Below are 19,730 nucleotides of genomic sequence, written 5' to 3' on the forward strand. Positions count from 1 at the left end.
CACGCGGCGGACAGGCCGTCGTGCACCGCTGGAAGACTCCGATCCGGTGTTCACTCGATCTGCGATACATCCGAGATCACCAGCCGCTTGTCGATGGCTACGCCTGTACCGACAACCTGAATGGAGCAGGACGCGTCACGGCTCAACGACACGGGAGCCGGACGTCGATCCTTTCGGACTAATCGCCCATGGCTCAAGGTATGACGCCGGACGTGCGAGGCAATCCAGCTGTGCACTACGGCGGTCTCTTGACGTTGGTCGTTCCGGGCCGATTGGGGCCGCCTGACCCCGGTGCGTCAGATCCCGTGTGGGGGACCGAGGGCTTGCAGCGCTGCTACGAGGTCGGGCGGCACGGTGAAATGGGTCGCTCGGACTCCGTAGTCGTAGCCGGTCTGGAGCGGGTACTCCACTTCCTCAGGAAGTCGACCTTCTTCGATGAGGGCGGCCGTGATGCGGTTTGTGGGACGCGTCAGGCCGCGCAGTGTCCGGTCCGGTGTAAAGTCGGCGATCGCGTACACCTGTGCCCGCTCCAATCGACCGTCCTGATGCGCTGCTGTACGGATCAGGGCCGCCCGTATTGGGTAGAGAGCGTCGAGCTCGGTCATCAACTGAGCAGCCGCCCGCGTTGACCAGCCTCGAACGTCGCGTGGAACCCGCTCGACCTGGTCGTCGATCATGGGTCGCGGCTCGGGTTGTCTCCGCGGCCGGGGCTGCGCCGGAAGGTTTCGTCGCAGGAATGAGGTGTCGGCTGCGTCGGTTCCGGCGTCGTATTGAACCTGTTCGTCGTCCTGAGTCTCGTTCTCGTCTGGTGGCGGGGGCGTTTGTACCGGCTGGTACCGCAGTTGGACCAGCCGATCCTCAAGAAAGAGGCTGATGGTTTGCAGGAGGGTGCCTCTGGCATCGGCCGCGCGCCGGCGTTCCTGCTCAGGCACGGACAGCAGCCAGGTCTCGAGTGCGCCGGGAAGACCGAACGATAGTCGGAAGGCGTCAGGGTCCGCCGCGGGGGTGATGGTCCAGTCCCCGCGAGTTCCCTGGCGTCCGAATCGGATGTCCACCGGGATGTCCGAACCGTGTTCGGCGACAAAAGTCTCGAAGTCTTCCAAGCTGTCCGGGTGCATGGCCAGGATGAACGGAGCTGCGGGGAAGCCCAGGATGAGCCCCTCACCGATGGCGGAGTCCTGCAGTTCAGCGGTCACCCGAGCGGCCCAGGACACCAGTACGTCTTCGGACAGACCCCCATTCGTGCTGTCGGTGACTGCGCGGGGTGTAGATACTTCGGCTTCAACACTTCCGAAGGCAGTTCGGAGTGCCAGTCGTGCCTGTCGAACAGGGAAGGAAGGGAGATTGATCGCGGCAGCTTCGGCGAGGATCAGCTGTGCGGCCCTCTCCACGGTGGCGATGAGGGGTTGGAACGCAGGTCCGGACAGGTCGACGAGTGAGATCTGCTGGGCGAGTGCGTAGCTTTGCGCTTCCCTCTTGAATCCGGCCGCCGAGAACAGAGCATAGCGGTATTGGTATCGGCGGAGCGGTTGCCGGTAGGACGCCGACAGCGCGGTCGAGTAGTGCTGGTTGACGTCGTCGATGACACCGTGGGCGTTGCGTACCTCTGCCAGACCGACTTTGGAGCCACGGTTCTTCGCCTCGACGAACAGCCGGACCGGCAGGGAGAACGGTGTAGGCATCAGCAGGTCGCCCAACACGTCAGCTTGGTGATCGGCACCCCTGCCTCGAACGAGCAGACCATGTCCCGCCTGACGCAACGCCTGCTCGTCAGCGTCGGACTGCTGCAGGAGTCGGTATCCGTTCGAGCTGAGCAAGAAGGCGATCGCCTCTTCGAGAAGGAATCCGGCCAGGGCATCGGCGGAGATCAGCGCCATGGCCTGATGCTCGCACGTTAACTCTCACCGTTGCCGGTGCGACCCAATTTGCGCTGCGTGTCACTGCCGCATGCTAGGCCGCGCACGGCCCGACATGAGGCAGGATCAGTCGAAGATCATCGTGACGCTGGATGACGGCCCAGATGTCGCAAAGATTCTAAATGGCCAAAACCGGCTTGATCACCTTTGCAAGATGTTGGGAACCCGCGTCACTGTCGAAGGCGAGCAGTTCGTCGGCGAACCGTTTCGCCAGATCGGGCGCGACACGAGCCATCACGACGAAGCAGCTATCCCAGCCACCCACGATCAACGCCCGACACAACAGCGAACGTTGTGCGTGAGCGGGAGATGCCGCTGCGAGCACGGCGAGCGCAGACGCTTGAAGGCCAGGATCCTCGAGCGACTGAGCGAGCTTCTCTGCGGCCGTGAGATTTCCTGCCTGCGCCGCAGCCTCAGCTAGCCGCTTCTGGATGTGCGGCCGCCACGATCCGATGACACCGTCCAGGACGCGGGTCGCCCGTTCGACATCGTCCTGCTGGATCATCAGCCCGAGAATCTCGGCGATGTCCGATGCGGTGGAACTCAAGGAAATTCGCAGAGTGCCACGTTCGCCGAGTAGCGCCTCCGCAAGATCGAGCCGCCCTGCCTTCGCCGCTGCGACGCCCACGATAACAATAAGCTGGTCCCGCATCAGCGGGTCGACACGTGCTGCAGCAGCCGCTCGCTCGAGGAGCTGCTCGGCCATGCCGGGCAGGCTGCTCGCCGCTGCTGCCGCAGCGAGCCGCCCGAGGGCATTCACCCTCGCGTACCCCGTTTCCAGGGTGGTCGCCAGATCCTCGGCCTCTGCGATGACCTTTCCGACTATGTCGGCGTTTCCGTCCGCCGTCGCGGTCTCCGCGATCTGCACGAGGGTCGCCATCCGAAGGTCGGGGGAGCGGATCATGCCGGCGACGCGGCGGGCGACCTCGAGGTCATCCAGCCGGCACAGCACAGTCGGAAGCCAGGACAGTGCCTGGTCACGGTCGCGCGATTCGATGATCGCGTCCGCGATCGTGTGAGCAAGCACGACCAGTTCGTTTGCCTGCTCGGGCTCGCCCGCGGCAAGGCGTTCGTCTGCGAGTTTGTGTCAGCGCGCGGACTCTGTACGGGACGACGGGGAGCGACAACGCGATTTCGCGAGCGCGGCTGGCGAGACCTGCGCGTCCAGCGGCGAGTGCTACCGCGGTGATCACGCCCGGATCTCCGGAAGGTTGTTCGATAGTGCGGGCGAGCCGCAGCGCTGCCGCCAGGTTGCCTGCGGCAACCAGCGCCTCGATCCCGGCGATCCGCAGCGACGTACCCGGTCCGACCGAGTCAAGCAGGCCGACAATGGATTCAAGGCGTTCAGCCAGCGCAGCCGCCCGGTCATGATCGCCCAGAAACAGCATGGCGTTGATAGCCGCGACCAGCGATGCGGTCCTGGCCTCGGCGGTGTCGATGGACTGGGCGATCTGCTCTGCCTGATCGGCGCACCTGGCTGCCTCGTCGAAGGCACCGTTGCAGGCGAGGCTCACGGCGACTCCAGCCAAAGCCTGCGCCCGCCGGAACGGGTCGTGAATCATGCCAGCGAGCTCGCACAAGCGCTCCGGGCTGGCATCGCCCGATCGGCGAAGAGCATCCTCGAGCACCTGGTCGTGTAAATCAGATTGGTCGAGCTCCTCCAGCAGGCGTCCAAACCACACCGTGTCGATGGTGGCTACCAGCCCGGCGACCCAGGCGAGTTGGGCGGCACCCTCACGCGGCTCAGCAACGGACCGCGCCGCCTGTTCGGCCTCGCTGACCAGGGCAACCGCGTGACCGACTCCGTTTACCGTGATCACTGCTTCCGCGCACCAGCAGAGCACCCGAGCACGCTCCGCGTGTCCGAGTTGCCGTGCGATGGCGACGGCGTGTTCGATCATCTCGGCGGTGCGTCGGGCGTCGCCGAGATCCGCGAACCCTATCGCGACCAGCGCGCACTTGTCGGCGCGATCCTGCGCGTCGTCGACCGTCGAGCCTAGGTCAGCTGCTTGCTGCATCCACGCAGCTGCCCTTTCCCTGTCGCCGTGCCGAGCTGCGGTGTGCGCGAGCACTTGCAGCTGCTGTATCTGGGCGGACGGACCGGATGAGTGGCTGAGTAGCCGCACCGCGCGGTCGGCATCACCGGACTTCACTGCGGCGATGCCTGCCACCTCGAATTCTTGCTGCCGCATCCCGGGGTACAGCATGGCTGCGGCGCATCTCTCGGCCTGGTCGGCGAACCGCGCCGCCGCAGCACGATCGTTGAGCCGAGCCGCCGCGACCGCGAGCTGGCCGTACACCCCGGCCTGCTGCAAGTCGGGACTAGCGACCACCTGGCCGGCCGCCGAGTCAACCAGCCTGCGCGCCCGCGCTAGCTCGCCGGCCGTAACCGCATGCGCTGCGACGGCGAGCAGCGCTTCTACCTGGCGCCGTCCAGCCGGGATCGAGCCGGCCAGGCGTTCGGCCTCGTCGAACTCGGCACGCTCAGCCGCGATGCCCGCCAACGTGGCGAATACCACGGCGCGGTCGTCCATGCCTGTCAGTGAATGAGCAAGTGCTTCAGCCCGCGCGATCTGGCCCAAGCGCGCCCGAGCCTCCACGAGCGACCACGGAACGTGGTTGTTCCGTCGACGGATCCACTCCCGCAGCCAGGCCAGCTGAGCGACGTCGGGTAGGTGATCGTCGCCAGAACGGTGCAACGCGTGCTGGGTATCACGGATCTCGACGAGGGCAATGTCGTCCCCTCCCGTAACGACCCGCAGCCAGCGGTGTCGATCGGTGTCGGCGGCCAACGCGTACATCGCCTGAAGATCCCCGGCGCTCTTCAACATCCGGAAATAGCCGCGAATCAAGTAGCCAGCTGGTGTTTCCAAGGACCATCGCAGCTGTCGGTACCTATCCGCCCACGTGTGGAGGCGGCCCTGAAAGTCCGCGATCGTTGGCGACCCGAGTCGGTCGAGAGCCTGCACGTGCAGGGTCTCGTGGGTGAACAGGTATACCCGGCCGTCGGCACGCCGGTCTGTACGACCGGCCACGGTACGGCCGAACACGCCGCGCAGGAGCCGCTCGATCTCGTACGCCGGCCGACCGGTCAGCGCCTGAAGATCATCGCGGGTAAGCCCGCCGCCACTGGCAGCGACCAGGCCGATCACCTGGAATCCGAGCCCATGATGACGATCGGGGTCGACCGCGAGGATTTCGTCCAGTTCACGGTCGGCAAGCTCGGTGACCTGACGAGCGTGCAGCGAGGCCGACAGAGGGCGTATCCGGGCGGTGCGTAGTGGGTGATCGGGGTCTACATCGGCCGGTATCGGCGGGTCCGGGCGCCCCGCGACAATAATTTTGAGGCCGTTCAGGCGCTTGGGGAGTAGCGAGGCGATGCTTGCCTGACCCGACCCCGGCGATGATCCGCAGTCCTCGTCAAGACCGTCGACGAGCAACACCAGCCGGCACCCGGCCGAGGCGGCCTTTTCCACGGCATCCGCAAGGAGACGCCGGCGTTGCCGGTCTCGTTGGGCAACCGAGGTTAGCGGCGGCTGATCGCCGGTGATCGCCCTCAGCTGGTCCAGCAGACCTTCGGTGAAGGCCGCGCTGTCTGCCTAGCTCGCCAACCGCGCTGTGACGAAGAACGACACCACCCACACATCCGGCGGAGGGTTCAGGACGAACCGAGACATCAGCGCCGACTTGCCTGCCCGGGCCGGCGCCTGCCACCACACGTACGCCTCATCAACGGCGCACCAAGCAGCGAGTTCGTCGAGCTCCTCATCACGGTCGAGGAGTTCAATCGGCGCCAGATCGGCGAGCTGCTCACTGTAGCCCGACCGGTGCCACCAGTCCGGACGTTGCCGTCGGACCGCCGCCCCGTCCCGCTCGACGCGAGCCTTCACGAAGAGCTGTCTTCCTCGTTTCAGTTCCGCGTCGGTCGCGCCGAGTGCACTCAGAAGACGCTCGGCCTGGATGTCGTCCGCGGGCCATCCAATGCCACGCAGGATCTCCCCGATCCGGCTTGGCGATGAGAGCTGCATCCGACCGGCGAGCGTCCGCAAGCTAGGCAGCCCGTTCTCACGATGGATCCGCACGCACAGGTTCAGCCAGTTGCGCCACGGCCCCTGCGCCGGCCACCGCGACTGGTCCACCGGTTGACCCCGCCCGCTGATCGCCATGCCCTCCTGAGCCTTCTGCTGTGCGCTCAGCGTACGGGCGGTGTGCTCCTAATCGTTGCTCCGGTCCTGGCCCGAGGCCCACGACCGAGCACGTTACGGCAGCGGACAGACCGCGACCCGGAATCAGGGCGAACCTGGAGCCGCAACCGATCCTATGCACGAAAGGCCGACCACCATGCAGATCTGGACCACCGTGACCACCGTCCTCGGCGACCTGTTCACGCTCGCCAGCGCCGCCCTCGGCCTGGTCGCGGCGGTAAGAGCAAGCCACCGTTCGTGGCGCCGACGCCGTGCACCTCGCCAGCGACGGAGGGGTGGCGTTGAGTAGATCACCTGGCCCGCCGGGCTGGAACCGAGCTCCCAACCGCGACGGCCGTCCCAGGCTGCGTTGGGCGGTCGTCGGACGGCGACGTGACGATGGTGGCCGGGGTCGGCGGGCCGGCCAGTGGCAGGGTGGGTATTCCAGGGTGATCGACGGTTCTGATGCGGTCCGACACGGTACAACAGGCCGTGGCGCGCGTTTGCGCTGACTACTTCCACGATCGGGCAGGAAACGTCCTGAACTGAAACCAACCAACCCGCACCGATATAGCCTGATTCGTACTTCCAATTCACTGGTTGAATCCTCAAACCGTAACGCGCTCCGCCTCCAGAATTGGGAATCTCAAAAACCGCAACATGCTGTGGGCGACACAAGCGGGTCGACATCAGCGCCAGCCCCGCTGCGACCGACGCGTTCGGCTGATATGCGGCCACTCCAATTCAATGCCGCTGGCGGCCAAGTTTCTGGAGTTGGGAGGCGGCCATGACCTCGCTGCTCGCGGCCACGGATCGTCGAGTTCCGGCTCGGATGGAGATGGAGTCAGCCGCCTCTCTCGGAACCCTGGCAGATCGCGAGGCGGGTGCAAATTGAAAATGGCCGAAACGACGGATCAGAGACCGTACTCGCTGGCTGGGACGCTGAGGGAGTAGACGCGCTCGAAGATGCGTCGATGCTCGGCGAGTTCGTCGGGCCGTTCCAGGTAGCGGGCTCCGGTGTGTGTCTCGACGTATACAAGGTCGGGATCATCCGGGTCGACGAACTCGAGGATCGTGAAGCCGCCGGAGCGCACCGTGGAGTGAATCCCGCTGCTCGACGGTAGGTATCGGATGTCGATGTGGACGTGGTGGGCGAGTTCGACGAGAAGTTCGATCTGCTCGCGAATAGCCTCTGGGGTGCCGAAGGGCCGGGTCAGCGCGTTCTCGGCGAGCACCGCGGTCAGCCGCATCGGTGGGATCCGCTGGGTCAGTGCCGCTTGACGCTCCTGGCGATGCTTCACGAAGTCATGGACGGCCGTCTGGGCGGCGCTGGGGTGGACTGCGAGGTAGTGCGCTCGGGCGCAGTCGGCGGTCTGGAGAAGGTCGGGCACCTGTCCCAGTTCGTAGATGTAGAGATGGTGAGCGGTGGCCTCAAGCCCGGCGTAGAGCCCGGCACGGGTGGACATGGGTTGGTCGAAGTCTTCCCACCAGCCTGGCTCTCGACTGCCGACCGCCCAGCGGGTGAGCATGTCGGTGGTGGCGATGTCGGCCTCGTAGAGCCAGCACAGACCGCGTACGTCGCCGACCTTCACCACCACCTGACCGCTTTCGATGCGCCAGAGCTTGACCGGCGACGCCAGTCCGGCTTCGCGGACATCGGCCAGGGTCTTGCCCGCAGCCTCGCGGAGTTGCCGGAGTTGTCGTCCCAGTTGCCGTCGGAGGACGGTGGTCATGCGGTGGCCTCGGCGACGGCGGCGACCGCGGGCGGGTGGTGGACGACGTGGTCAGCGCGCTCACGTGACGGCCGGACGAAGGCGGCGGCCGCTGTCCGCGAAGCAGCGATGATCGGGACGTACGGCGGTTGCTCGCGGGTCACATGCGCGGCCACGTGGTCATCCCTCGTATGCGGCGCGGAAGAACTCCGTAGCGGACGAACACGCCCTCGGCTCGGTCGCGCTCCTGACAGGGCCGGCCCGAAGCGCAAGGGACGCAACTGATCAAATGGCGATAGATGACCTCATGCGCCTGCTCGAGCTGATCGGCCAGGGCGCCCGCGATGTATAAGGCGCTCATAGCGCCGGTCTCAGCGCCGCTGTGCGGACCAGGGTCGTGCAACCGACCAATGCCCCGTCGTCGGAAGCGATTCCGGCTCGGCCAGCTGGGATCCGGACCCTGCCGCTCTGCAGATGGACGGACGGGCGCTCGGCGATTCGCACAGTTACGTCACCGTGGCAGGGGAAGCGGTCAGCCTCCTTCATGGTGACGGCGCCGCCTACGTTGATCGCAGGGACCATGGCGACCCTCCAGATTTGCTAGGTCGGTCGTAATTGCATCGGCGGTAGATGAGCATCGTCGGCGGGCGCCTTCCCATGCGGGGCGGCACCGCCACTTGCTGTCGACGCGACACGGACAGATCGGTCGGTGTGGTCGATATGCCGGGACTCAGGTGCCGTCGGTGCGCGACGGTCCGCTGCCCGTCCGCGCGTGGCCGTGTCCAAGAGGTGCGGGCGCGAACCTCATGAGGACGAAGTCCTGGGTCCCGTCCCCGCCGAGCGTGTCGACGCCGGTGATGCCGTAGCGCAGCAGCCCGAAGTCGATGTCGTCCTGTGCTGCGTTCCTGGCGACGAGCGAGTCGGGAAAGATGTCGACGTCCCAGTCACCGCCGCCGTTGCGTTCGACGCGTTCGAGCAACTCGCGGAGCTGCGCGACCGTCAGCAACGGCCGCACGCGCTTCGCGGTGCCGGGCAAAGTTGATCCGGCGTTGGACACCGAGATTCCTTTCGTCAGTACGTGATTGGTCCGGCCGTTAGGCCGCGGTACGGGTCAGCGGTCGGAGCCACACGAGTTCCGCGTCGTGGAGTCGAGCGGCCCGCTCCGGATTCGTGCTCAGCGTGACGTCGGACGGCGGTCCGTCTCGCCAGTCGACGGTGACAGCCGACCCGTCGGGCAACGTCATTCCCCACGCGACCAGCGGTCCGTGAGGTGTGGCGTCGGCGTCGCCGATTGCGTGGAGTGCGAACGGACGGGGTGTAAGCCGGCCGATGTCCGTCCGCAGCCCGGGCACCATGCGCTCGCCCGCTTGCCGAGAAGAAACCCGGCGACCACGCCGACGACCGTCATGACCAGGACGACCACGAGCCAGAGCATCGGACCTCCCGCGAGTCCATGAGCACGGAACTCTTGCGGATCAACGATGCGGGAGACACGGGCCCTGGGAGAATCCCGAGTTGCAGTCCGTTCCGATGTACCGACTTCAGGTCCGACCAGGCTCTGACCTGCGGCTATCGAGGTCGTCAACGGCGTCGAGTGCGCGATCCCACCGATACGGCCGGCGTCCCGTGCCCTTCGCGACGGGCTCGTAGATCCCGGGTCCGATAAGGACCACCGCACCCGCGGCCCGGAGTTCGTTGACGCTGCGGGCGAAGGCGGGATGGCCGGCCTGGCTGCTGTTGAGCGCGGGCGCGATCACGAGCGGCGCGCGGGTGCCGACCGCCTCGGTCAGCAGACCGAGGGCGAGGTTGTCCGAGAACCCCGCGGCCAGCTTGTTGATCGTGTTGAAGGTGGCCGGGCAGACGAGGGTCGCGTCCGCCGGCGGCAGGCTGGGTGTGTCAGGGTCGCGGCGGTAGGCGTGGAATACCGGACGTGCGGAGAGCGCCTCGAGCGCCGGCTGGTCGATGAAGTCAAGACCGGCCGGGGTGGCCACCACGACGACGTCCCATCCGCGGGCATGGGCGAGCCGGATGCCGTTGCCCGCTTGTCCCGCCCGGGGCCCGCCGCAGACGATGAGGTGGAGAACCCGCCGGGGCGGCGTCGCACTCATGCGGTGGCGCCGGCGTGGCAGCGCGCGGCCAGTTCCCGAAGCGGCAGGGGAGCGGCTCCGGGACCTGCTGCGAGCAGGTCGGTGACCAGGCCTGCGGCGGCCGGGCGGCAGCGGACCTCGTCAGCGGCGATGCTCTCTGCTTCGAGCAGCACGGTGGTGGCCGTGTGGCGGTCGCGTCTCAGCGCGTGCGCGCGAGCGATGTCGACGAGGAATGCGGCGTGCCGCTCGCGGGGGAGCATCGCCAGCCCGTGCGGCGTCGCGTCGGCGGCGGCGTCGATCGCAGCGTCGCCGTCCTGGAGGTCAACGAGAGCGGCGACGCGGTGGAGGACGACGTTGGTCGGTCCGAACGCAGTCCAGCGTTCGTTGCGGTCCGCGCCGAGGCGGGAGGCGATGCGGGCGCCTTCGCGGTGCCAGTCGGAGGCGAGGGTCGAGTCTTCGGCGCGGGCGGCGATGACGCCGCCGAGGAGGAACAGCATCCCGTACAACGACAGGTAGGCGGGGCCCGCCGTCCCGAGGCCCGGCTCCAGCCGATCGACATCCGCGCGCAGCAGGTCCAGCGCCTGCCGGGGCTGCCCGTTGACCGCTAGGCCCTGCGCGACTCGACGGGCGGCGTCGCTGATCAGCAGCGGATCACCGGTCTGTTCGGCTAGCGCCAGCCCACGTTCGGCCGCCAGCCACGCGAGATCTCCCTCGCGGACCTTCCACAGCGACGACGCCGTGACCTGGTACACCATCGACAGGAGGCCTGCCGCGGTGTGGCGTTGGTCAAGGTCGGTGGACCGGTGCAGGTCCTGAGCCACGCGCAGCAGGTCCGGGAGACGGGCGCCCAGGGCGGTGTAGCTGCCCCGCTGGAAAGAGGTCCAGGCGCTGTCGACCCGTGCGCGGAGGTCGACAGCCGAAGCGGGTTCCTTTAGTGGTTCCCGTGCCAGCACCGTGGAGATCGCGACGTAACGCTGGAGCGAGCCGCGGATCGCAGGAACGTCGACCATGGGAATGACGGTGGAGTCAGCCTTGGGCGCATCGGTCCGCCGGGGAACGAACAGCCCGAGTTGGGAATCGCTGAGGGCCCCCAGAGCGCGTCGAAGTCCGGCACGCCGTTCGGCACTGGGCCACCGGTGTTCGCCGCGTTCGAGCTTCCCGACCCACCGGGCGTCGACGTACTGGGCGGTGAGTGACCGTCCCGGATAGAGGAGGTCGAGCGCCGCGTTGACGGCGTGGGCCAGCTCGGCGCGAGACATGCGTTGCCTCGGCCGCTGCGGTGAAGGGAACCGGAGCCGGGCGTCACGGAGCTTCGTGTTGGCGGTGACCGGGACGTCCCTGCGCCGTGGCATGACGAGCCTCCATTCTCGTCCGACGGTCCTCAGAATGCGCGCGTCGGGTCACGTCTGGCCAGCGGAGGCTACCTGTAGCTTTGCGGCGGCCGATCGAGGGGACGGTGAACCAGGGCACGTCTGCGGTGCGATGCTGAACGTGCATGCCTGAGCCACGAGAACCGCGAGGCCCGGGAGGTGATACATGAAAGATCGGGGAAGCGTGCCGAACCGGCTGCTCGCCGACGCCCGCAGGCGAATGCGGCCCCCACACGGGCGGGGCGGCGCGCCCTTGTCCCGGACCGAGCTCGCCGACGCCGTTAACGCGGCACTCGACCACCTCTACCCGGCCAGGCAGGCGGCGGCCCACTACGTCGACCACAGCTGGGTCGGCAAGCTCGAGCGCGGGGAACACCGGTGGCCGAGCGCGGAACGCCGAGCCGCATTGCGGCGGGTGCTCAACGTCGACAACGACGAGGCGCTGGGCCTGACTCCATCTCGTCGGCGCGACGATCGAGCGGGCGAAGTGTCGGAGGATCCGGTCGCGATCACTGACTCGGAGGTGGACGACGAACTCGCCGGTGAGGTGCCCGACACAGTCGAAGCATGGCTTCATGAACTGGACGACCTCACGTCGTTGAACCGACCTCACACGTCCGATTCCGTCCGCGGCCGGGTCCGCCGACACCTGACGGTTCTTGAGCGCCTGCGCCGTGGCGCTGCCGATCGGTCTCTGGCCGGCGTCGATGCCCGCTGGTCCGAGTTCATGAGCTGGATCTCCGACAACACTGGAGATCCGAACGGCGACGTCTGGCTGAGCCGATCCCATCGCCGGGCTTCCGACGCGGGCGATCAACCGCTCATCGCTTACACGCTCATGCGCCAGAGCCAGCGCGCCCTCGACCACGGCGACGCCCGTAGAGCGATCGAGCTGTCCCGACAATCGCTGACCCTGGCCGCGGTTCCTCCCCGGACGCGCGTCCTCTGCCTGTCGCGCATGGCAGAAGGGCTGGCGTGCGCCGGCGACGACGACGCGTTCCTCGCGATGTCGGCGGCCCGCCGGGAACTCGGCAGCGCGATGATCGACGCGCCCGACACGTTCGCCCAGCACTGCGACCTGCGGTACGTCACCGCCGTCGACGCTCGCTGCCGGCAACTCCTTGGCGATCCGGCCACCGCAGCGGAGATTCTTGAAACCCTTCTCACCGTTGGAGGAGCGACCTCGCCGATCGACACCGGCGTCTGGCACGCATACCTCGGGGAGTGCTACCTGCCGGTCGCCCCGGAGCGAGCGGCACAACACGGCGAACAAGCCCTTCAACTCGCACGGACTGCCGGCTCCTACCGCGTGGTCCGTGCGACCCAACCTCTGGTGCTCGGCCTGCGCCGGCACGGCGCGCTCACCGGCGTTCGACCATTCCTCGATGCGTACCGGGTAGCGCTAACGGGCCGGTGACAAGATGATCCGGTGGACCTGATACCGACCACCACGACGACCGACGTCAGCTCCCGGACCCCGACCGTCGCAGTCCTGCCGATCGGCAGCTACGAGCAGCACGGGTCATTCCTACCGTTGGCGACCGACACCATCGTCGCCGCGGCGATCGCGGCCTCGATCGCCGAGAAGTACAACGTCCTATCGCTGCCCCCGATCACGATCTCGTGCTCGCATGAGCACTCCGCCTGGCCCGGCACCGTCAGCATCAGCCACCAGACCCTTTCGGCGATGATCGACGACATCCGGTCCTCGCTGGCGCGGAGCGGCGTTACGCGGTTGGCACTGGTGAACGGCCACGGAGGCAACTACGTGCTGAGCAACATCGTGCAGACCGCGAACGCCGCGGAGCCGGACTCGATGACCCTGTTCCCGACGCGGACCGACTGGGAGACGGCGAGGGACGCTGCCCAGCTGGAGACCGATGGCCACCACGACATGCACGCCGGCGAGCTGGAAGTGTCAGTCCTCCTCCATGTGTGTCCAGACGCGGTGGGCGAGGACTTCGTGGCAGGCGACCATGGCGCCGACGACCGCCCCATGCTGCTGGTGCACGGAATGGGCGCCTACACGAACACCGGAGTGATCGGCCGACCCTCGGCCGGCACCGCGGACAAAGGCCGAGCGCTCCTGGCAAGCCTGTCGGCCGCGTTCGCTGTGCATCTCTCGGCGTTGTCGGGCGGGCAGCGATCAGGCTAGGGGCCGTCCGTTCCGCTTGAGGGCAGGTGCGTTGCGGACCAGTGCTGAAGATTCGTGGCGAACTCCGTCACCACCTGGGCGAGGCCGACGCCTGCGGCGGTGATCTCGTACCGAGCACCCTCGCCGGCCTCGGGGTGCGCGACGAGTCCCTGCTCCTGAAGCCGTCTCAACGAGTCGCGCAGCGACTTCGCGTGCGGTGTCGGAGTGATCGCCCGCATGAGGTCGTTGAACCGCATGGGCCGCCGTCTGAGCTCCTCGATGATGTCGAAGGCCCACCGGTGCCCGTACCTGCGGGCCGCGTCGTGGAACAGGCGGGCGTCGACGGCCGACGGCGGAGCCAGCGTGGAGCTGTCGTCTGTGCGCATGCGGAGTCCCTCCTCGGTGTGCCCAGCGCGAGGCTCGTGAACAGCGACGGGCGGCCACCCGCGACCGGTCGAGCAGACCCGCCAGCGATTAACACTGGTTGATATCTACTGGTGGTGATCCTAGACTGACGGTAGGTTGCTCTGTCAACCGCTGTTTATCGCTGTGGACAACGGTCGACGTGGGGGGAGGGGCGGATGACCGACGACGGGCCCGCGGTCCCGCCCACGACCCTGGCCAGACGGCTGACCGTCCTGCTCGACACCGTCCGTCCGCCGGGCCGCGACAAGCGTTACAGCGACAAGGAGGTCGCGGCCGCGATCAACGCCCGGGCGGAGGCGCGCGGAGAGGGCGCGACTGTCACGAACGTCTACATCTGGCAGCTGCGGACCGGCCGTCGCGACAACCCGCGGCTCGAGGTCATCCAGGCGCTTGCCGAGGTCTTCGATGTTCAGCCCGCGTACTTCTTCGACACCGCCGAGGCGGCGGAGATCGAACGCGACCTGCTTGCGCTGAAGGGCATGCGCGACCTGCGCGTAAGAGCGGTCGTCGCCCGTCTCGGCGAGATGTCCGACGCGAAACTCAGCGCGATCCGCGACATCGTCGAGCGCGTGTACAACGCCCCCGAGCCCGATGCGGGCCGGCACTCGAACGGGCCGGCTGAACCACCGTCCTGATGATCGTCGCCGTGTGGCGCTCGGTCCGCTCGAACCTGGAAGCCCGCGAAGGAGTGAGAATGAGTTCGGCGGAGGTTCTTCGTCGGTGTCACGAGCGGCTCGCCGAGTTGGAGGCCGCCGGACTGCGGATCCCCGATCCGTTCGACGCCGTTGAGCTGGCCGACCGTGCCGGAGGTTGCCTCGGCCACCGGATCCGGCTCTGCGGTATCGCCATGCCGGCCGGTGCTCCGTTCGGCTTGACTCTCTTCACCACTGACGGCGGGCACATCATCGCCTACGAGCAGAGCACCAACCGGCTGCACCGCGACCACATCATCAGCCACGAGCTCGGCCACATCCTCCTCGGTCACGAGCCAATGCCGATCGACGAACCGGACGCCGCCAGGCTGGTCTTCCCGAGGTTGTCGCCGGAGCTCGTCAACCGGGTCCTGAACCGTAACGGCACCTACGGCGGACGGGAGGAGCAGGAGGCCGAGACGATGGCGACCATCCTCATGGAACGGGTCAGCCAGGTCCCCGACGTGTCCGAGGTGCCCGGGCAGAGCATCGAAGACGCGGCCATCGCCGCCCGGCTGAGCAACCTCTTCGAGCGGCCGCTATGAGCGGACCGAGCTACGCGACATGCGCCGTCATCAGCTTTGTCGGCCTCGCGTTCACGCTCTACCTCAACCGCCGCCGGTGGACACCCGGCCGGGCCGGAACCGCGTTCGCGTTCACGTTCGTCGGGGTCGGAATGACGTTGTCGGTGCCGACCGTCGGCGCTGCCCTCGACCGGGCGACAGGGGTGAACGAGCTGTGGCGGTTGATCGCGCACCTCTGTGTCATGGGCCTCGTCGCGTGCGCGGAGGCGCAGCTCGTCATGCTGGCGTACCCGCCGGAGCTGGCACGCAAGCGGATCGCACTGCGGATCTGGGTGTCGGTCGCGGCCGGGGCAACCCTGGTGGCCTTCCACGCCGTGGCGAACAGCCGTACGGACTCCGTGACGTTCAACGTCGAGGACGCCCGGATGCCGGCGGTCAGCGCGTACCTGCTCGTCTATCTGGCGGCGTTCGTCTGGTACACGGTCGACATCGTGCGCCTTGCGTGGCGGTTCGCCCGCGCCACTCCGCGGCCATGGTCCCGTCGCGGCATGCGGCTCGCGGCCGTGGGGGCCGGGTTCGGCTTCCTATACTGCGTCAACAAGGCCGCCTTCATCGTCGGTTACTGGGCGGGGTTCAGGCCGACGGGAGAGAAGAACATCAGCGCCGTCCTCATCCTGTTCAGCTGTATCTTCTGCGCGGTCGGGTTCACGATGCCGGCATGGGGGCCGGCGATCGACGGGGCGCGGCGTTGGGTCGGCCGCAGGCAGGCCTACCGGCGGCTGTACCCGTTGTGGCGTGATCTCGTCCGGTCCAGTCCGAATCTGGTCCTGGACCACCGGCTCGACCACGGACGGGCTCCGTTGCGCGGGGTGGACTTCGCGTTGACGCGCCGCGTCGTGGAGATCTGCGACGCACGACTCGCCCTGCGGCCGTGGATCAGCTCTGACGCGGTCCCATTGCAGGGAAACCCGGCCGAGGAGGAAGCTGCCCGGATCGCGCGCGGTGTCGACGCTCAGAGGGATGACCGCAGGGCGACCGATCCCGACACGACGCCGATAGCCGATCCGCCCGGCGGCTACGACGGGCAGGTCGCCTGGTTGGTGGCGGTCGCGTCGGCGTACCGACGGATCGGCCGTGATCGTAGGACCGCTGCGACGGCGGTCACGTCCGCCGTGACGCGCGGAGGACCTTGAGCACCATTGCGGGCGTGAGGAGGCGTGACGCGGGCGCGATCAGGTGCTGCACCGACGTGAATACACGGCGTACCTCGGTCGAGCGCAGGGCGGCCTGCTGGACGCGCATCGAGTAGCGGTTGAGGAGGTCGATGCCTGGAGGCTTGGCGCCGGTCGTCTCCGGATACAGGAAGTCCGCACCCGTGGCGAACCGCCACGGCACGGACACGATCTTCGCCGCAGCGGAGAAGTAGCGCTTTGCCATCGCTGGGCTCGCCGCGCCGGAGCGGTCGATCGCGGCGCCGAGTGCCTGGGCCTGCAAAAGCGCGGCGGTCATGCCCTGTCCGTAGATGGGGTTGAAGGTCGCGAACGCGTCACCGACCACGGCGAACCCGGCTGGGACGCGCTTCAGGCGCTCGAAGTGGCGGCGGCGGCTGGACGGGAACCGCTGGATCTCGATGTCGGTCAACGGTTCCGCTTTGGCCAGCAGGTCGGCGACCGGCGGATGCGGCAGCGAGCGGGCGTACTCGGCGAAGTCGTCCGGATCCGCTGAGGGCCCTTCGCCGTGCCATCCGCCGAGTGCCATCAGCCACCGGTCGCCTTCGAGGGGTAGGACCAGGCCGACCCTCTTTTCGTGCGGTGGTGTCGCGACGATGTACAGGGCGCCGCCTTCGGTCAGGTCGCCAGGGTTGCGCCGCAGAGTCCGGCTGGCGTAACTCACGCCAATCTTGACCTCCGACGCGGTCGGCGTGGGGAACCCGAGCGCCTCGAGCCACCGGTCCGATCGGGTGCCGCGTCCGGTGCAGTCGACGACCAGGTCTGACGGCAGCGTCTCACCCGAGGCCAGGACGACGCCGGTGATCCGGCCGCCGCCGCAGGCGAGGCCGCTAACCACCGTCTCGTCGCGGATCTCCACGTTCGGTGCCGCGGCGAGTCGTTGCCGCATGGTCAGTTCCAGCAGGGGACGGCTGACGCACAGCAGCCGCACGCCGGTGGACACGAACGGCCAGCGCTCGCCGAACCGGTAGAACGTCAGGTTCGTTCCGGCTTCGAAAACGGTGGCGCCGTCGGCCTCCAGGCCCTTCTCGAAGCCGGGGAACAGCTCCTCCAACGCATTCAGCCCCGCCACGAGCATGGTGTGGGGATGGGCGCCCTGGGGAACGCCCGGTCTCGCGGTCGCGTCCACGGGAAGCAGGTCACGTTCGAGGACGACGACCTGGTCGAACCGGTCGGCCAGCACACGTGCGGTCGCGAGACCTCCGACGCTCGCGCCGATCACCACGGCCGTCGTTTCCACCATCGACTGCAACCTCCGAAGTTCGTAGAGACGGTCGCCAATCTACTTGCCTTGCGGTAAGTGGGGTTCCGTGGTGTACGCATAGACCACAACCGTTGTTTGTGCGTGCGGGGAGGTCGGTGGATGCGGGCGGAGACGCCGCGGTGGTGGGAGGCCGGCGGCAGGACGACGTCGGCGCTGATCGCCGGCCTTCTCGTGCTTTCGGGTTGCGGTGCACCCCGGCGGGACCGGTCACCGGAACCGCCGGCGGTGTCACTCGCACCCGCCGCGACCCCGACGCCCGACCCGAGCACCAGCGCCGTGACCGCCGCGTTGGCGGCCTACCGGTCGATGTGGACCTCGTACATCGAGGCCGGACGTACCACCGACCCGCAGGACGATGCCGTGATCGGCCGGTACGCCGACGGCGACGCCCTGGCTGCGCTGCAAGCCGGCCTGGACGTCAACAGGCGCGACGGCGTGATCGTCAAGGGCGACGTGACCATGAGCCCGAAGACGACGGCGATGACGCCAGGGAAGGTAGAGGTGCTCGACTGCCTCGACACCTCGGCGTCCACGCGCGTGAAGGCAACGCCCGGCGGAGCACCGTTCACCGACTCTCCCGGTGGCAAGCGGCGGGTGACCGCGTCCGTCAGAGATCTCGCCGGAACCTGGAAGGTCATCAGCTTCGTGCCGTACGAGGTCGGATCATGCTGAGGCGCCTCGTCACCACCGCGGTGCTGGCGGTGGCGTCCGGACTCGTGTGGACCGGGAGCGCCATAGCGGATCCGGTCGCTCCCGCGACCTGCGACGAGAAGCCCGTGCCAGGATGCGTCGTCGAGGCACAGACACCCGGCCGCGATCGGGAAACCAGCAACAACACCCAGGCGGACTGCCACGACCGCAACGGCGCCGTCGTTGCCTGCTTCAAGGAGGGACGCGGCTCCATCGGGTCGGACGGGTGCTACTACGACCGCATCGATGGCGGGCCGCCACCACCGGGAGCCCAGGGTCCAGGAGCCTGGTACCAGCGCAGTTGCTCGGCCGATGATCTCAACGGTCCGCTCGGCGTCCCGCTGGTCGGTTCGCAGGTCTGGCTGCCGGACGGTGCGGTCACCGTCAGCCCGGAGGTACTGGCGCAGGAGGCCGTGTCACGGCTCGACATTCCGCTTCCGGTGATCCGGCTCAGCCCGGCACCGCCGGCTCCACAGATCGTGTTCCTGCCGACGTGGGTATGGCTGGACGAGGGCTCCTGGGGTTCGCGATCGGCGACGGCCAGTGTGCCCGGCCTGTCGGTGACCGCGACCGCGACTCCGAGGCGACTGGTCATCTCGCCTGGCGACGGGGCCACGGTGACGTGCACCGGCCGTGGCGTCGCCTGGACCTCCGGCACCGATCCGGAGAAGGCGTCCGACTGCGGTCACACCTACACCAGTCTGCCGTCCGGCGGTGCGTACACCCTGCGGGCGACGGTGACCTGGACGGTGTCGTGGACCGGCGGGGGCGCAGCCGGCACTGTTCCGGACCTGACGACCACCGCCGCTGTCGACGTAGAGGTCCGCGAGGCAGGAGCACTCAACGCCGGCGGCCTCCGGCCATGACCGCTGCGGAGGTCGACCAGCGGCGCGCGGTCCAGGCTGCACCTGTCGGTTTGCGGCGCGGGCGGAGCCTGCCGCACATCCTGATGGGGAGTGTGCTGGTGCTCGTCTGCGCGCTCGCGTTCGCGGTGACCGGTCTGCGGGTGGACCCGAAGGCGGCCGTGCTGGCGCTGGCCGGTGCGATTCCGGCGGGCCATGTCCTGACCGATGCCGACCTGACGGTCGTCCGGGTCGCCGCGGACGCGTCGGTGTCGACGGTGCCGGAGTCGGAGCGGGCGTCGGTGGTCGGCCGGTCGGTCCGGTTGCCGTTGGCGGCGCGGAGCCTGCTGTCGGCCGAGGCGCTCGGCCCGGCGGCATGGCCGCCGGCGGGGCAGTCGGTGGTTGCGGTTCCGGTCAAGGCCGGACGGTCACCTTTCGGTCTGGTCGCCGGGGTGCAGGTGCTGGTGGTCGTCGTGCCGGCGGTGTCGAACTCGACAGGGCAGGCTGCCGGGCCGGTGTTGCAGGCGCGGGGCGCGGTGGTGGCGGTCGAGGCTCCCGACACGACAGGGACGACGGTGGTGTCGCTGCTGATGGAGTCGGCGGACGCCGTGCGGGTGGTCGGTGCTGTCGGTGATGTCGCGCTCGTGGTTCAGGGGTGAC

Annotated in this window: 19 protein-coding genes; 8 read left to right on the plus strand and 11 right to left on the minus strand. The window is 68.1% G+C overall.

Going from position 1 to position 19,730, the window contains the following annotated elements; all coding sequences use genetic code 11:
• Positions 1–296: 296 nt before the first annotated feature.
• The 9 genes from Voc01_RS44760 to Voc01_RS44800 all read right to left on the minus strand — a co-directional run bounded on the left by Voc01_RS44760 (position 297) and on the right by Voc01_RS44800 (position 11,251).
• Positions 297–1,877, minus strand: a complete 1,581-nt coding sequence (locus Voc01_RS44760) for a PDDEXK family nuclease (protein ID WP_203933855.1) — start codon at positions 1,875–1,877, stop codon at positions 297–299.
• Between the two features lie 157 nt (positions 1,878–2,034).
• On the minus strand, positions 2,035–2,943 hold the full coding sequence (locus tag Voc01_RS44765) for a hypothetical protein (RefSeq protein ID WP_203933856.1): 909 nt from the start codon (positions 2,941–2,943) through the stop codon (positions 2,035–2,037).
• Positions 2,894–5,359 (minus strand): hypothetical protein, encoded by a 2,466-nt coding sequence (locus Voc01_RS44770; protein WP_203933857.1) that lies wholly within the window; start codon positions 5,357–5,359, stop codon positions 2,894–2,896. The genes Voc01_RS44765 and Voc01_RS44770 overlap by 50 nt, the downstream gene beginning before the upstream one ends.
• Positions 5,360–5,515: 156 nt before the next feature.
• The gene (locus Voc01_RS44775; protein ID WP_203933858.1) at positions 5,516–6,055 is read right to left on the minus strand and encodes a hypothetical protein; all 540 of its coding nucleotides are present in this window, start codon (positions 6,053–6,055) and stop codon (positions 5,516–5,518) included.
• 959 nt (positions 6,056–7,014) lie between these two features.
• Positions 7,015–7,833, minus strand: coding sequence for a helix-turn-helix domain-containing protein (locus tag Voc01_RS44780; protein ID WP_203933859.1), 819 nt, complete (start codon positions 7,831–7,833; stop codon positions 7,015–7,017).
• A complete protein-coding gene (locus Voc01_RS44785; protein ID WP_203933860.1) occupies positions 7,830–7,988 on the minus strand; it encodes a hypothetical protein in 159 nt (52 codons plus the stop codon). The genes Voc01_RS44780 and Voc01_RS44785 overlap by 4 nt, the downstream gene beginning before the upstream one ends.
• Positions 7,989–8,542: 554 nt before the next feature.
• Positions 8,543–8,869, minus strand: coding sequence for a hypothetical protein (locus Voc01_RS44790; RefSeq protein ID WP_203933861.1), 327 nt, complete (start codon positions 8,867–8,869; stop codon positions 8,543–8,545).
• A gap of 484 nt (positions 8,870–9,353) precedes the next feature.
• The gene (locus Voc01_RS44795) at positions 9,354–9,920 is read right to left on the minus strand and encodes a flavoprotein (protein ID WP_203933862.1); all 567 of its coding nucleotides are present in this window, start codon (positions 9,918–9,920) and stop codon (positions 9,354–9,356) included.
• Complete coding sequence (locus Voc01_RS44800) at positions 9,917–11,251, minus strand: transcriptional regulator (protein ID WP_203933863.1); 1,335 nt, start codon at positions 11,249–11,251, stop codon at positions 9,917–9,919. Before Voc01_RS44800 ends, Voc01_RS44795 begins: the two co-directional genes overlap by 4 nt.
• Before the next feature lie 184 nt (positions 11,252–11,435).
• On the opposite strand from Voc01_RS44800, the gene Voc01_RS44805 reads away from it, so the two are divergent.
• On the plus strand, positions 11,436–12,686 hold the full coding sequence (locus Voc01_RS44805; protein ID WP_203933864.1) for an NsdA family TPR-like regulatory protein: 1,251 nt from the start codon (positions 11,436–11,438) through the stop codon (positions 12,684–12,686).
• 12 nt (positions 12,687–12,698) lie between these two features.
• A complete protein-coding gene (locus tag Voc01_RS44810; protein WP_203933865.1) occupies positions 12,699–13,424 on the plus strand; it encodes a creatininase family protein in 726 nt (241 codons plus the stop codon).
• On the opposite strand, the gene Voc01_RS44815 is transcribed toward Voc01_RS44810, so the two are convergent.
• The gene (locus Voc01_RS44815; RefSeq protein ID WP_203933866.1) at positions 13,421–13,789 is read right to left on the minus strand and encodes a winged helix-turn-helix transcriptional regulator; all 369 of its coding nucleotides are present in this window, start codon (positions 13,787–13,789) and stop codon (positions 13,421–13,423) included. The two genes, Voc01_RS44810 and Voc01_RS44815, sit on opposite strands and share 4 nt — an antisense overlap.
• A gap of 195 nt (positions 13,790–13,984) precedes the next feature.
• On the opposite strand from Voc01_RS44815, the gene Voc01_RS44820 reads away from it, so the two are divergent.
• From Voc01_RS44820 to Voc01_RS44830, 3 genes are read left to right on the plus strand one after another with little or no spacing between them, the layout of a single operon-like run.
• A complete protein-coding gene (locus Voc01_RS44820; protein WP_203933867.1) occupies positions 13,985–14,464 on the plus strand; it encodes a helix-turn-helix domain-containing protein in 480 nt (159 codons plus the stop codon).
• 59 nt (positions 14,465–14,523) lie between these two features.
• Positions 14,524–15,066, plus strand: coding sequence for a hypothetical protein (locus Voc01_RS44825; protein ID WP_203933868.1), 543 nt, complete (start codon positions 14,524–14,526; stop codon positions 15,064–15,066).
• Positions 15,063–16,238 (plus strand): MAB_1171c family putative transporter, encoded by a 1,176-nt coding sequence (locus Voc01_RS44830; RefSeq protein WP_203933869.1) that lies wholly within the window; start codon positions 15,063–15,065, stop codon positions 16,236–16,238. The genes Voc01_RS44825 and Voc01_RS44830 overlap by 4 nt, the downstream gene beginning before the upstream one ends.
• Here the strand turns inward: Voc01_RS44830 and Voc01_RS44835 are convergent.
• The gene (locus Voc01_RS44835) at positions 16,207–17,517 is read right to left on the minus strand and encodes an NAD(P)/FAD-dependent oxidoreductase (RefSeq protein ID WP_203933870.1); all 1,311 of its coding nucleotides are present in this window, start codon (positions 17,515–17,517) and stop codon (positions 16,207–16,209) included. The genes Voc01_RS44830 and Voc01_RS44835 overlap by 32 nt on opposite strands.
• A 120-nt stretch (positions 17,518–17,637) precedes the next feature.
• Between Voc01_RS44835 and Voc01_RS44840 the strand changes: the two genes are divergently transcribed.
• Genes Voc01_RS44840 through Voc01_RS44850 form a run of 3 tightly spaced genes read left to right on the plus strand, consistent with a single transcriptional unit; the run spans position 17,638 to position 19,729 of the window.
• Complete coding sequence (locus tag Voc01_RS44840) at positions 17,638–18,210, plus strand: hypothetical protein (RefSeq protein ID WP_203933871.1); 573 nt, start codon at positions 17,638–17,640, stop codon at positions 18,208–18,210.
• Positions 18,204–19,094, plus strand: a complete 891-nt coding sequence (locus Voc01_RS44845; protein ID WP_203933872.1) for a hypothetical protein — start codon at positions 18,204–18,206, stop codon at positions 19,092–19,094. The genes Voc01_RS44840 and Voc01_RS44845 overlap by 7 nt, the downstream gene beginning before the upstream one ends.
• Entirely contained in the window at positions 19,091–19,729 is a 639-nt protein-coding gene (locus tag Voc01_RS44850) for an SAF domain-containing protein (protein ID WP_203933873.1), read from the plus strand. Before Voc01_RS44845 ends, Voc01_RS44850 begins: the two co-directional genes overlap by 4 nt.
• Position 19,730 lies beyond the last annotated feature (1 nt).

This window comes from Virgisporangium ochraceum (assembly GCF_016863655.1).
Classification (GTDB): Bacteria; Actinomycetota; Actinomycetes; order Mycobacteriales; family Micromonosporaceae; genus Virgisporangium; species Virgisporangium ochraceum.